At 72.4% G+C, this 12,632-nt stretch carries 12 protein-coding genes and 2 pseudogenes; 9 read left to right on the top strand and 5 right to left on the bottom strand.

Annotated elements, in window-relative coordinates; translation table 11 throughout:
• Window positions 1-148 precede the first annotated feature (148 nt).
• The 4 genes and pseudogenes from uvrB to ACLQ2U_RS05480 all read left to right on the top strand — a co-directional run.
• The gene (gene uvrB / locus ACLQ2U_RS05495) at window positions 149-2,257 is read left to right on the top strand and encodes an excinuclease ABC subunit UvrB (protein WP_425749434.1); all 2,109 of its coding nucleotides are present in this window, start codon (window positions 149-151) and stop codon (window positions 2,255-2,257) included.
• A gap of 14 nt (window positions 2,258-2,271) precedes the next feature.
• On the top strand, window positions 2,272-3,138 hold the full coding sequence (locus ACLQ2U_RS05490) for a helix-turn-helix domain-containing protein (protein WP_425749433.1): 867 nt from the start codon (window positions 2,272-2,274) through the stop codon (window positions 3,136-3,138).
• A 24-nt stretch (window positions 3,139-3,162) separates the two neighbouring features.
• Window positions 3,163-3,531 carry a VOC family protein gene (locus ACLQ2U_RS05485; RefSeq protein ID WP_425749432.1) on the top strand — a complete coding sequence of 123 codons (369 nt, stop codon included), beginning with the start codon at window positions 3,163-3,165 and terminating at the stop codon, window positions 3,529-3,531.
• A gap of 195 nt (window positions 3,532-3,726) precedes the next feature.
• Window positions 3,727-4,274, top strand: a pseudogene (locus ACLQ2U_RS05480) (Scr1 family TA system antitoxin-like transcriptional regulator); the annotation flags it as partial.
• A gap of 42 nt (window positions 4,275-4,316) precedes the next feature.
• Here ACLQ2U_RS05480 and ACLQ2U_RS05475 read toward each other — a convergent pair.
• Both ACLQ2U_RS05475 and ACLQ2U_RS05470 read right to left on the bottom strand, forming a co-directional pair.
• The gene (locus ACLQ2U_RS05475; protein WP_425749431.1) at window positions 4,317-5,078 is read right to left on the bottom strand and encodes an SDR family oxidoreductase; all 762 of its coding nucleotides are present in this window, start codon (window positions 5,076-5,078) and stop codon (window positions 4,317-4,319) included.
• Window positions 5,079-5,234: 156 nt separating this feature from the next.
• Window positions 5,235-5,528 (bottom strand): antibiotic biosynthesis monooxygenase family protein, encoded by a 294-nt coding sequence (locus tag ACLQ2U_RS05470; RefSeq protein ID WP_425749430.1) that lies wholly within the window; start codon window positions 5,526-5,528, stop codon window positions 5,235-5,237.
• A 401-nt stretch (window positions 5,529-5,929) separates the two neighbouring features.
• Here ACLQ2U_RS05470 and ACLQ2U_RS05465 point away from each other — a divergent pair, with 401 nt between their 5' ends.
• Complete coding sequence (locus ACLQ2U_RS05465) at window positions 5,930-6,928, top strand: TerC family protein (RefSeq protein ID WP_425749429.1); 999 nt, start codon at window positions 5,930-5,932, stop codon at window positions 6,926-6,928.
• Window positions 6,929-6,987: 59 nt separating this feature from the next.
• Here the strand turns inward: ACLQ2U_RS05465 and ACLQ2U_RS05460 are convergent, their stop codons facing one another.
• On the bottom strand, window positions 6,988-7,902 hold the full coding sequence (locus tag ACLQ2U_RS05460; RefSeq protein WP_425749428.1) for an NlpC/P60 family protein: 915 nt from the start codon (window positions 7,900-7,902) through the stop codon (window positions 6,988-6,990).
• 58 nt (window positions 7,903-7,960) lie between these two features.
• Window positions 7,961-9,058, bottom strand: coding sequence for a mandelate racemase/muconate lactonizing enzyme family protein (locus ACLQ2U_RS05455; RefSeq protein WP_425749427.1), 1,098 nt, complete (start codon window positions 9,056-9,058; stop codon window positions 7,961-7,963).
• Window positions 9,059-9,152: 94 nt separating this feature from the next.
• Between ACLQ2U_RS05455 and ACLQ2U_RS05450 the strand changes: the two genes are divergently transcribed.
• Window positions 9,153-10,265: an RNA-guided endonuclease InsQ/TnpB family protein gene (locus ACLQ2U_RS05450; protein ID WP_425749426.1), complete on the top strand. Its 1,113-nt coding sequence runs from the start codon at window positions 9,153-9,155 to the stop codon at window positions 10,263-10,265.
• A gap of 176 nt (window positions 10,266-10,441) precedes the next feature.
• Window positions 10,442-11,239 carry a tyrosine-protein phosphatase gene (locus ACLQ2U_RS05445; protein WP_425749425.1) on the top strand — a complete coding sequence of 266 codons (798 nt, stop codon included), beginning with the start codon at window positions 10,442-10,444 and terminating at the stop codon, window positions 11,237-11,239.
• A 22-nt stretch (window positions 11,240-11,261) separates the two neighbouring features.
• Here ACLQ2U_RS05445 and ACLQ2U_RS05440 read toward each other — a convergent pair whose 3' ends face one another.
• Entirely contained in the window at window positions 11,262-12,128 is an 867-nt protein-coding gene (locus tag ACLQ2U_RS05440; RefSeq protein WP_425749424.1) for a serine hydrolase, read from the bottom strand.
• A gap of 78 nt (window positions 12,129-12,206) precedes the next feature.
• On the opposite strand from ACLQ2U_RS05440, the pseudogene ACLQ2U_RS05435 reads away from it, so the two are divergent.
• Together ACLQ2U_RS05435 and ACLQ2U_RS05430 are read left to right on the top strand one after the other, a co-directional pair.
• Window positions 12,207-12,362 (top strand): annotated as a pseudogene (locus tag ACLQ2U_RS05435) (class I SAM-dependent methyltransferase); the annotation flags it as partial.
• A 70-nt stretch (window positions 12,363-12,432) separates the two neighbouring features.
• Window positions 12,433-12,570 (top strand): hypothetical protein, encoded by a 138-nt coding sequence (locus tag ACLQ2U_RS05430; RefSeq protein WP_425749423.1) that lies wholly within the window; start codon window positions 12,433-12,435, stop codon window positions 12,568-12,570.
• Window positions 12,571-12,632 lie beyond the last annotated feature (62 nt).

Here is a 12,632-nt window from a genome sequence, read left to right as displayed (position 1 = left end):
CGGCCACCGGCCCGGTCGGCCGCCGCGAGCGGCCTACGGTCTACAGGCTAGCGCGGTGAGATGTACCCCACAATGGGAATATCGAAGCCGATCACGGACCCACCGTAGTCGTGACGGAGTGTCGGAGCCCGGGCGTACCGTGGTGGTCATGGCGCTCGACATTCCCCGCCTCGACGGCCGCTTCAAGGTCGTCAGCGACTTCCAGCCGGCCGGTGACCAGCCGGCGGCCATCGACGACCTGGAGCGTCGGGTCCGGCGCGGCGACCGCAACACCGTGCTGCTCGGCGCGACCGGCACCGGCAAGAGCGCCACCACGGCGTGGCTGGTGGAGCGGTTGCAGCGGCCGACCCTGGTGCTCGCCCCCAACAAGACGCTCTGCGCCCAGCTGGCCAAGGAGTTCAGCGAACTGCTGCCACACAACGCGGTGGAGTACTTCGTCTCGTACTACGACTACTACCAGCCCGAGGCCTACATCCCGCAGACCGACACCTACATCGAGAAGGACTCCTCGATCAACGAGGAGGTCGAGCGGCTGCGGCACTCGGCCACCATGTCACTGCTCACCCGGCGCGACGTGATCGTGGTGGCCACCGTCTCGGCGATCTACGGCCTGGGCACCCCGGAGGAATACCTCGACCGCGCGGTCCGGGTCGCCGTCGGGCAGGAGCTCGACCGCGACCAGCTGCTGCGCCGGCTGGTCGACATTCAGTACACCCGCAACGACATGGCCTTCCAGCGGGGCACCTTCCGGGTTCGCGGCGACACCCTGGAGATCATCCCGGCGTACGAGGAGCTGGCGGTCCGGATCGAGCTCTTCGGTGACGAGGTGGAGAAGCTCTACTACCTCAACCCCCTCACCGGGGACGTGGTCAAGGAGGTCGACGGGCTGGTCATCTTCCCGGCCACTCACTACGCGGCCGGCCCGGAGCGGATGGAGCGGGCGACCCGCGACATCGAGGTGGAGCTCGGCGAGCGGCTGGCCGAGCTGGAGCGGCAGGGCAAGCTGTTGGAGGCCCAGCGGCTGCGGATGCGCACCACCTACGACCTCGAGATGATGCGCCAGGTCGGGTTCTGCTCCGGCATCGAGAACTACTCGATGCACATGGACGGGCGGCTGCCGGGCAGCCCGCCGCACTGCCTGCTCGACTACTTCCCCGACGACTTCCTCACCGTGATCGACGAGTCGCACGTGACCATCCCGCAGATCGGCGGCATGTACGAGGGCGACGCGTCCCGCAAGCGGATGCTCATCGACCACGGCTTCCGGCTGCCCAGCGCCGCCGACAACCGGCCGCTGCGCTTCGACGAGTTCCTGGAGCGGGTCGGCCAGATGGTCTATCTCTCCGCGACCCCCGGCCCATGGGAGCTGGAGCAGGCGCAGGGCGAGTTCGTCGAGCAGGTGATCCGGCCGACCGGCCTGATCGACCCCGAGGTCGTCGTCAAACCCACCAAGGGCCAGATCGACGACCTGATGCACGAGATCAAGCTGCGCACCGAGCGGGACGAGCGGGTGCTGGTCACCACGCTGACCAAGAAGATGGCCGAGGACCTCTCCGACTACCTGCTCGAGAACGGCATCCGGGTGCGCTACCTGCACTCCGAGGTCGACACGCTGCGCCGGGTGGAGCTGCTGCGCGAGCTTCGCAAGGGCGAGTACGACGTGCTGGTCGGGATCAACCTGCTCCGGGAGGGCCTGGACCTGCCGGAGGTGTCGCTGGTGGCCATCCTCGACGCCGACAAGGAGGGCTTCCTGCGCAGCGGCCGGTCGCTGATCCAGACCATCGGCCGGGCGGCGCGGAACGTCTCCGGCCAGGTCCACATGTACGCCGACAAGATCACTCCCTCGATGGCGTCCGCGATCGACGAGACCGACCGGCGGCGGGCCAAGCAGGTCGCGCACAACGAGGCCAACGGGATCAGCCCCGAGCCGCTGCGCAAGAAGATCCACGACATCCTCGACGACATCTACCGGGAGGCCGAGGACACCGAAAACTCCCGGGTCGGCGGCGCGGTGCGGCAGCTCTCCCGGGGCAAGGCGCCGGTGAAGGAGACCCGCAGCCGCAGCCGGGCGGGTGCGTCCGCCCCGTCTCGCGAGGGGATGGCCCGCGCCGATCTGGCCCAGCTCATCCAGGAGCTCAACGACCAGATGCTGGCCGCCGCCCGGGAGCTGCAGTTCGAGTTGGCCGCCCGGATCCGCGACGAGGTCGCCGACCTGAAGAAGGAGCTGCGCGGCATGGACGCCGCCGGCGTGAAGTGACGGGAGGGCCGGGGATGGCGGCGACGGAGGACGAGCTGGTCGTCGGCACGCCCGATCCCCGGCTCCGTCCGTACGTCGACCGCTACCTCGGCTATCGGGAGAGCGCGCCGCAGCCGCTGGTCCGCCGCGAGGTGGCCGGCGCGTTCGTGGTCCTCATCCTCGGCTGGGGCGCCCCGCTGGACGTGGTGGACCCGAGGGCGGCGCTGCGCAGCGCCTACCGGGTCGACTCCTTCGTGGCGGGGCCGTTCGACGCGTCCTGCACCACCTCGACGGTGGGCGTGGGGATCGGGGTGGAGCTGCTGCTCACCCCGCCGGCGGCCCGCCGGATCCTCGGCGTGCCGCTGGGGGAGCTGGCCAACCGGGCCGTCGCCGTCGACCGGCTGCCCGACGCGTGGCTGGACCGGCTGCGCCACCGGCTGGCCGACGCGCCGGACTGGGCCCGGCGGTTCGCCCTGCTGGACGCGGCGCTCGGCGCGCGGTTGGCCACCAGCGACCCGGTCGACCCCAGGCTGGTCCGGGCCTGGCGCCGGCTCGCGGGTGCCGGTGGCCGGGTCGGGATCGGCGAGTTGGCCGAGGAGCTGGGCTGGAGCCGGCGTCACCTCTCGGTCCGGTTTCGGGAGGAGATCGGGCTGGCGCCGAAGACCACGGCGCGGCTGCTGCGCTTCCAGCGGGCGTACGCGACGCTGGGCCACGACCTCGCCGCGCCCGGTCCGACGTCGCCCGTGCCGGGTGACCCCGGCGAGCCCGGCGGTTGGGCCGAGCTGGCCGTCCGCTGCGGGTACTACGACCAGTCGCACCTGATCCGGGAGTTCCGCGAGTTCGCCGGGGCCACCCCGGCGGCGCTGGCGCCGGCCGGATCACATCCGTCCAATCCGGGCTGACCCCGCCGGCGGCAGACTCGAGCCATGCGAAGCATCTACCCGGTCTTCCGGTACGCCGACGCCCACGCCGCCATCGACTGGCTCTGCGCCGCGTTCGGCTTTCGTGTGCACGCGGTGCACGAGGGCCCCGACGGGTCCGTGGCACACGCCGAACTCGCCCTCGACGACGACATGATCATGATCGGCACGGGAAACGCCCCCCAGGCCCGGCCGGCCGACGACGCGTACGCGGTCTACGTGGCCGTCGACGACGTCGACGCCCACCACGACCGGGCGAAGGCCGCCGGCGCCGAGATCATCCGGGAGCCGTTCGACACCGACTACGCCTCCCGCGACTACGCGGCCCGCGACCTGGCCGGGAATGTCTGGTCGTTTGGCACCTACCGACCCTGAGCCCGGCGCAACCGGGGGCGTCGGGCCGGCCGGAGGGGACGACCCCGCCGCGACCGGTCCGACGCGGCCGGCGGGGAACGGACGCTGCCCGGGTCCGCCGGCCAGACGCCGTCGGGAGAGCGGTGGTTGCGGTGTGCGAGCAAGACATTGCCGTGGGTGACGATCCTGCGGACCCTCCGTCGTGGGGAGGCCGGGATGCCGTTGTCATCGAGTCCTGTCATTCGGCGTGCCCGACTCGGCGCCGAGCTGCGCCAGCTGCGCAGGCGGGAGGCGCTGACGCTGGAACAGGTGTGCGGCCGTCTGGGTTGGGCCTCCACCTCGAAGCTGTCCCGGATCGAGCTGGGGCGAGCCGGCCGGATCTCGCCGACGTCCTGGACCTGCTCGACGTCTACGCGGTCCCGTCGCCGCAGCGGGACGCGCTGATCGTCATCGCCCGGGACGCGGCGACCGGCCGTGGCTGGTGGAAGGCGCTGGGCGAGATGAGCGAGCGGCAACGCACCTACGCCGAGCTGGAGGCGGGCACGGCGACCATCGTGGAATACCAGCCGGCCGTCGTGCCCGGCCTGCTCCAGGCCCCCGGTTACGCCCCGCTGCGGATCGCCGCCGGCCAGCTGCTCCATCCCGAGCTGGACCCGGAGGCCGACCTGCGCGCCCGGCTCGCCCGGCAGGGGGTGCTCCGCCGCCCCGATCCGCCCCGGGCGCTGCTCCGCCGGCGCGCCGCCGAGGCGGCGGAGCGGTCGGTGGTGGAGGCGGTCAGGGACGATGCGGTCGAGGGGTGACCGGTGTCAGCGGTAGCGGTGGAAGCCGCCCTCCGAGTCGATCACCTGGCCGGTGATCCAGTCGGCCTCCGGGGAGCAGAGGAAGCGGACCAGCCGAGCGGCGTCCTCCGGGGTGCCCCAGCGGCCGCCCGGGAAGAGCCGGGCCACCGCGGTGTGCACGTCCGGCGGGGCGTACCCGGTGTCGGTGGGGCCGGGGTTGACGCAGTTGACCGTGATCCCGCGGGGCATCAGCAGCGGGGCGAGCTGGGCGGTGAGGTTCTCCACGCCGGCCTTGCTGGCCGCGTACGCCAGCTCGCCGGGCATCGGGCCGAGCCGTTGCCCGCTGGAGAAGAGCACCAGCCGGCCGCCCGTCCCGGCGGTGAAGGCGGTGGCGAACGCGTCGGCTAGCAGCAGCGTCGCCCGGACGTTGACCAGCAGGTGGCGGTCGATCTCGCCGGCGTCGAGGGCGCCGAGCGGGGTGTGCGTGGAGTACGCGTGCACGGCCACCACTCCGTCGAGCCGGCCGTGTCGGCGTACCGCCTCGGCGACCAGTCCGGCCGGGACGGCCGGGTCGAGCAGGTCGGCCGGGACGTGCCCGGCGGCGTCGCCGAGTTCGGCGAGCAGGGCCGGTAGGCCGTCCGGGTCCCCGCCGTAGGGCTGGGCGTCGTCGTACGCCGGCAGGCCGCTGAGCAGCAGCCGGTGCCCGTCGGCGGCGAGGGTGCGGGCCACCGCCGCGCCGATGCCGACGCGGCGGCTCACGCCGGTCAGCAGGATCACCCGATCGCTCATGATCGCCGATTCAACCGGTCGGGCCGGGCCGGGGCCAGGCATTATCGCCGCGCGGCCACCGGACCCGGCGCCCCCGAACGCGTCGGGGCCGGTGTGCCGCACGTGCGCCGCACGGTAACCCGACCGTATGACACAGACGGTGGTGGATCCGGTGGCTCAGGCCGGCACGTCGACGAAGTGCTCGACCCGCGGCGGGCCGGCGAAGTGCGGGCCGATCAGCGCCCGCCACCGGCCGAACGACTCGGTGGCCCGGAAGTTCTCGTCGTGCGCCTCGACCGAGTCCCACTCGACCAGCAGCACGAAGCGGGTGGGGGTCTCGATGCCCCGGGTCATCCGGACCGACCGGCAGCCCTGCGCCGCGGTGATGATGGAGTGCGCCTCTCCGTAGGCGGTGGCGAAGGCGTCCTCGTGTCCGGGCAGTACGTCGATGAGCGCGACTTCAAGAACCATGCCGGAAGCCTCGCACGCCCCCCGGACGGCGGTACGGCGCGGGGCGCCGCGTCCCACCGTCGCGTGTCCAGCGTTACACCTAGCCTCCTAGGACGCCCTGTCCGACGTGCGGGAACGCACGTCGGAAGTGATTCGTACGGCAATCCGGGCGGCCGGAGATGCGGTCGCGGCCCCTGATGGTGAAGAATGGCGGCCGGAGGGGAGTATTCCCCCGTGACGGAGTCGTCAGCACGGTCGACCGCCAACCCTCGGCACCCGACCCGGCTCCGTCGGTCAGCGTCCCGCCCGCGGGTCGCTGGCGGAAGAGACCTCCGACAGTCACCACAGTCCGCGTCGCCACCCGCCGCGCCGTCACTCGGCGTACGGTGTGCCCGACGCCGCGTGTCTGCCGGAGGAATGATTTGAACGTGTCCGGAATGGTGTGGGCGGTAACGCTCGTCGCGATGACGGCGATGCTGCTCGTCGACCTCTTCATCGTCGGTCGACGTCCGCATGAGCCCAGCGTCCGTGAGTCGAGCCTCTGGGTCGGCTTCTACGTCGGACTGGCGCTGCTCTTCGGCGTGGGCCTCTGGCTCACCGCCGGTGCCAGCGCGGCCGGCCAGTTCTACACCGGGTGGCTCACCGAGTACAGCCTCTCGGTGGACAACCTCTTCGTCTTCGTGATCATCATGGCCCGGTTCGGGGTGCCCCGGAAGTACCAGCAGAAGGTGCTCCTCATCGGCATCGTGCTGGCCCTGGTCATGCGGGGCGCCTTCATCGCTGCCGGCGCGGCGTTGATCTCCCAGTTCTCCTGGGTCTTCTACATCTTCGGCGCGTTCCTGATCTACACGGCGATCAATCTGGCCCGGCAGGGCGAGCCGGAAGAGGACGAGTTCAAGGAGAACGTGCTGATCCGGTGGAGCCGCAAGGCCCTGCCGATCTCCCGGGACTACGACGGCGCGAAGCTGACCACCCACCAGGCCGGCAAGCGGTTCTTCACCCCGATGCTGATCGTGATGATCGCGATCGGCACCACCGACCTGATCTTCGCGCTGGACTCCATCCCGGCGATCTTCGGCATCACCCAGGAGCCGTACCTGGTCTTCACCGCGAACGTCTTCGCGCTGATGGGGCTGCGCCAGCTCTACTTCCTGCTCGGCGGCCTGCTGGACCGGCTGATCTACCTCAGCTACGGCCTGGCCGTGGTGCTCGGCTTCATCGGCGTGAAGCTGGTGCTGGAGGCCCTCGCGGACAACAGCCTGCCGTTCATCAACGGCGGCGAGCACGTCGGCTGGGCCCCGCACATCCCGATCTGGCTCTCGCTGACGGTCATCCTCGGCACCCTCGCCGTGGCCACCGTGGCCAGCCTGGTCAAGTCGTCCCGGGACCGGCGGCGGGAGCTGGCCGAGGCCCGTCGCTGACCCGTCGTGACGAGAAAGGGGCGCCCCCGCCGCCGGGGGCGCCCCTTCGTCGTGTCCGGTCAGACCCGGTGCGTGCCCACCAGGGTGGCGGCCCGGTCGGCCGGGAGCGGCTCGTCCAGCACCCGTCGCTGCCGGTAGCAGGCGTGCAGCAGGCGCCGGTCGGCTCCCGGCTCGCCGGCGACCAGGCCGACGTGGTGGATCCGGCTGCCCGGGCGGGCGAAGAAGTACAGGTCCCCGGGGCGCTCCTCGCCCACCGGCACCGGGGTGGTCGCCCCGGCCTGGTCGACGGCGTCGCGCGGGAGGATGACCCCGAACCGGCGCCAGGCCAGGTGCACCAGGCCGGAGCAGTCGATGCCGTGGCTGGAGACGCCGCCCCAGATGTAGACCACGTCGCGCAGCCGTTCGGCGAGCGCCAGCACCTGGCGGGCGGTCGGCGGCCCGGCGGGCAGCGGGACGACGTCCGCCTCGGGCGCCCAGAGCGGGTGGGCGTGCCCGGGGACGTGCAGCGGCAGCCAGCCGTCGAAGAGCGGGCCGGCGCGGTGCAGCCGGGTGCCGAGGACGACCCCGGCGACGGCCACCGGGCCGCCCGGGGTGGCGCGCAGCTCGGTCACCCCGGCGTCCACCACGAACTCCGGCGACCGCCGCCGGTACGGGACGAGCGGGGCCAGCTGCGCGGTGGGCAGCCAGCCGGGGTAGCCGCGTGGGTCGAGCCTCGGCGCGGGCTGCTCGACGGCGACCACGTGCGCCCAGCCGTCCGGACGGACCTCGGTGACCAGCACCCGCTCCCCGAGCAGCAGCTGGCTCAGCACGCATTCGCCGACCTGTTGGTCGACGTCCATCCCGGCGATCCAACCGGGGATGTCGGTGCGGGCCGCGAGGGCGGGCCGGTCGACCGCTCGTACCGCCTCGGGGGCGGTCCAGAGCGTCGCGACGGCGACCTGGACAAGAGCCTCGCGGCCCGGTTGCAGCTCCACGTCGACCTCCGGTTCGCGCTGGCCACTACCGCGACCCTATGAAAGAAACAAACGATCATCAAGCACGGGACTGAATCTTTGTTTCACCGACCGCGTCGATACCCAGGCCGGGCGCGTCCGGCAGCACCACCGTCGCGCCGTCGTACCGGATCCCGCCGCGCACCGGCGACGAGGCCAGCCACCAGGCGGCGTCCAGGTCGGAGATGGCGGTGGTCCGGTAGGCGGCAACCAGGCTGGCCGCCGCGCCGACCCCGACCGCGCTCTCCATCATGGAGCCGACGATCGTGCCCATGCCGTGGTCACGGGCCAGGTCGAGCAGGGTACGGGCGGTCTGCAGGCCGCCGCATTTGGCCAGCTTGACGTTGACCATGTCGGCCGCCCGCCGGCGGATCACCTCGACCAGGTCACGGACACCGAAGACCGACTCGTCGGCCAGGATCGGCACCTCGACCCGGTCGCTGACCCAGGCCAGGCCGTCCAGGTCCCAACGGGCCACCGGCTGTTCGACCAGCTCGACGTCGAGCCCGGCGTCCTCGATGCCCCGGATCACCCGGACCGCCTCGCGCGGGGTCCAGCCCTGGTTGGCGTCCAGCCGGATCCGTACCCCCGGGCCGACCGCCGCCCGGACCGCGCGTACCCGGTCCAGGTCGCCGGCGGCGTCCGTGCCGACCTTGAGCTTCAGCACGTCGAAGCCGTCGGCGCGGCGTTGCCGGGCCGCCGACGCCAGCTCCACCGCGTCACCCGCGGCCAGGGTGACGTCCGTCGGGACGCGCAGCGTGGTGCCGCCGAGCAGCCGCACCAGGGGTACGCCGAGCCGCCGAGCCGCCAGATCGTGCAGCGCGACGTCGACGGCCGCCCGGGCCGACTCGTTGCCGGTCACCGCGTCCCGCACCTCGGCGCAGCGGGCCACCAGGTCGTCGGCGTCGCGGCCGGCGACCGTGGGGGCGAGCACGTCGCGGACGCACGCCTCGGCGCCGGCGACCGACGCGCCGGTCACCTTCCACACCTGCGGCGCCTCGCCGAAGCCGGACCGCCCGTCGTCGTCGATCACCTCCACCACCAGGGTGTCCACGGTGGTGGTGCGGCGCAGCGCGGTGACGAACGGCGTGTGCAAGGGGGCGGAAAGCCGGTGGGTGCGTACCGCGGCGATCGTCATCGGCGCTCCAGAATGCGACGTGGCCGGTGAGCCGGAGGCGACGCCGCTTCCACCGGACAGGATGTCTTACATGGACAGCTGCTAAAATGTGGGCGTGGGTGAGGCGGTGAGGCGAGCATACAAGTATCGCTTCTATCCACTGCCCGAGCAGGCTGAGCAGCTGAGCCGCACCTTCGGGTGCATCCGAAAGGTCTACAACCTGGCATTGGATGCGCGTACCCGCGCCTGGGCGGTCGACCGGCAACGCACCACTTACGTGCAGACCTCGGCCTGGCTCACCGAGTGGAAGCGTGCTACCGAACTCGCGTTCCTCAATGAGGTTTCCGCTGTCCCACTTCAGCAGACCCTGCGGCATCTTCAGTCCGCGTTCGCCGCGTTCTGGGACAAACGTGCTCGATACCCACGATTCAAATCCAAGCGCAAATCCCGGGCGTCGGCGGAGTACACCCGCTCGGCATTTCGGTGGCGAGACGGCCGACTCACGCTCGCCAAGATGAGCGCCCCATTGAGAATCGTGTGGTCCCGGCCGCTTCCCGAAGGAGCGGAGCCGTCGACCGTCACGGTGTCCCGCGACGCCGCTGGACGCTGGTTCGTGTCCATCCTCGTCGAGGACGCGACGGTCCAGCGGTTACCGCCCGTTGACGCTGCGGTTGGTGTCGACGCCGGGATCACCAGCCTCCTCACCCTCTCCGACGGGGAGAAGGTGACCAATCCGCGCCACGAACGCGGCGATCGGCGGAAGCTCGCGAGGGCGCAGCAGGCGCTCGCCCGCAAGGAGAGGAGTTCCCGCAATCGAGCCAAGGCCCGGCTGAGGGTCGCCCGCATCCACGCCCGCATCGCCGATCGGCGGCGCGACCACATGCACAAGCTGACCACCCGACTCGTCCGCGAGAACCAAACGGTCGTGATCGAAGACCTCAGCGTGCGCAACATGCTTCGCAACCACCGCTTGGCCCGCGCCATTTCCGACGCGGCCTGGTCGAACATGCGGGGCATGCTGGAGTACAAGGCCGTTTGGTACGGGCGGACGGTGATCGCCGTTGACCGGTGGATGCCGTCGTCGAAGACCTGTTCGGCGTGCGGTCGGATCAACACAGCCATGCCGCTGAACGTCCGATCGTGGACATGCCCCGGTTGCGCAGTCAGGCACGACCGGGATATCAACGCCGCGAAGAACATCCTCGCCGCCGGGCTGGTGGAGAGGTGAAACGCCTGTCGAGCTGACGTAAGGCCCGAGCGGAGTCCTCCCTTTGGGCGGTCGGCATTGAAGCAGGAAAACCGACGGGCGACCACGGACCCCCGCCTCCTACGGAGGGGATGATGTCAAGTGCGGCACCCTATACCGCACCGCACCGCACGGGCAGCCGGACAAGGGAGGAAACCATGGACGTGCGGGACTGGGAACTGGTGGGCGCGCCGAACGCGCGTGACCTGGGCGGCCTGCCCGCGGCGGACGGGCGGCGGATGGTGGCCGGCCGGTTGATCCGGACCCCGGCGCTGGGCCGCCTCACGGACTCCGACCTGCCGGTGCTCGGCAAGCTCGCCCCGGCCTGCGTGGTGGATCTGCGGGACGCCTCCGAGCAGGACGTCGCTCCGGCGGACCGGCTGGTGGGGGAGCCGCGGGTGGTGCACCTGCCGGTCCACGACCCGGCGCATCCGGTCTTCACCTACGTCTCGGCGTTGCTGCTCGGCCACGACCTCGGCGCCTACGACGAGCTGGCCCGGGAGGGCACGCCGGCGGCGATGGCGGCGATCTACCGCTGGTTCGTCACCGGGGAGTCGGCGCGGGCCGGGTTCGGCGCGGTTGTCCGGCTGGCGGCGCAGGAGCGGAACCTGCCGCTGCTGTTCCACTGCTCGGCCGGCAAGGACCGGACGGGCTGGCTGGCGGTGGTGCTGCTGACCGCCGTGGGCGTGGACGAGGCGGCGATCCGCGCCGACTACCTGCGGCACAACGAGCTGACCGTGAGCCTGCGCGAGGTGCTGATCGCCGCGATGGCCCGCCGGCAGCCGGACCTGGATCCGGCGGCGGTACGGCCGGTGCTGGAGGTGCGCCCGGAATACCTGGACGCCGCGTACGACGAGGTGCGCCGGGCGCACGGCTCGTTCGACGCGTACCTGCGGGACGGGCTGGGCGTCACCGACGAGGTGCGCGACGCGCTGCGGGACAACCTGCTGGAGTGACGAGCCGGTGGCGGGCTGGCGCTCAGCCGGCCAGGTCGTGCCGGGCCGCCCAGACCGCCGCCGAGGTGGTGGCGATCAGCCGGCAGGCGTCGTCCTCGACCTCCTCGCCGGTCGCGCCGCCCTCGGCCAGGTCGGTGGTCGTGCAGACCACGATCACGTACGGCGGGGCGTCGTCCGGGAGGACCACCCCGGCGCCGTGCCGGACCCCGCGTACCCAGCCGTTCTTGTGCGCGATCCGGGTGCCCTCCGGCAGCCCGGAGGCGAGGTCCTCGCGGTGTTCCTGGGCCAGCAGCACGTCCATCATCGTCGCGCAGCCGGCCGGGGAGGCCAACGGCCCGGGGCGGGCAATGCCGGTGGCCAGCCCGCCGAGCAGGGCGGCCAGGTCGGCGGCGGTGACCAGGTTGGTGATCCCGGCGTCGCGGGCGGCGAAGTCCTCGATGCCCCGGCCGGTGACGCTGTACCGGGCCCCGGCCAGCGCCCAGGCCCGCGCCACCGCGGGCAGGCCGACCCGGCCGATGACGATGTTGGTGGCCAGGTTGCTGGACCGGGTGATCATCCGGTCGGCGAGCCAGCGCAGCGGGGCGTGGTCGCCCACCCGCTCCCAGACCGCCTCGTCGTTGTCGTAGTTCCGGGCGCAGCAGAACCGGGGCGCTCCCGGCCGCGCCGAGTCGAAGTCGTTGACCACCGGGATCGGCGCGTCGAGGTCGAGGACGCCCGCCTCCGCGGCCCGGTAGAGCGCGAGCAGCACCGCGGCCTTCATCGTGCTGGCCGCGTAGTGGGTGGCGTCGGGCAGCCGGGTCCAGGTCGGGGCGGCGTCGAGCCGGCCCACGTACGCCGAGACGGTGCCGGGCATCTTGTCCAGGTGGGCGTCGAGATCATCCCAGGTCATGCCGGTGACCGTAGCCGACCGGTGCCCCGCCCGGGGCGGCGCGTGGCGGCCGCGCCGCCTACCGTGCCGACGTGAGGGTTGCCGCGTACGACGCGCTGCCTCGACCTGTGCTGCGGCACCGGGGCGCACGCCCCCGAGTTGCGCGCGCTGGGCTGGGACCCGGTCGGGGTGGACCTGTCCGCGGGTCGGCTGCGGCACGCCCGTTCCCGGCTGCCGGTGGCCCGGGGCGGCGCCGCCGCGCTACCGGTCGCCGACGCCACGGCGCCGGCGGTGGTCTGCGTGCTCGCCCACACCGACCTGCCGGGTGGGAGCCTGGCACGTCCCGCTGGACGCCCGGCTCAACGCGGTCGTCGGCGCGGGCCTGGTGCTGGGACGGGTGGCCGAGTCCGGCCCCGGTCCGATCCCGGACGTCCTCGGCCTGACCGCCACCGGGCCCGGCTGACGCCCGTACCGGAAAAGGGCGGAGCCCGGACCGCGCGGGGCGGTCCGGGCTCCGGAGCGATC

Origin of the sequence: Micromonospora sp. DT47, from assembly GCF_049844475.1 — a bacterium.
In the GTDB taxonomy this organism is placed as follows: domain Bacteria; phylum Actinomycetota; class Actinomycetes; order Mycobacteriales; family Micromonosporaceae; genus Micromonospora.
This window is presented reverse-complemented; position numbering and strand designations above follow the sequence as displayed.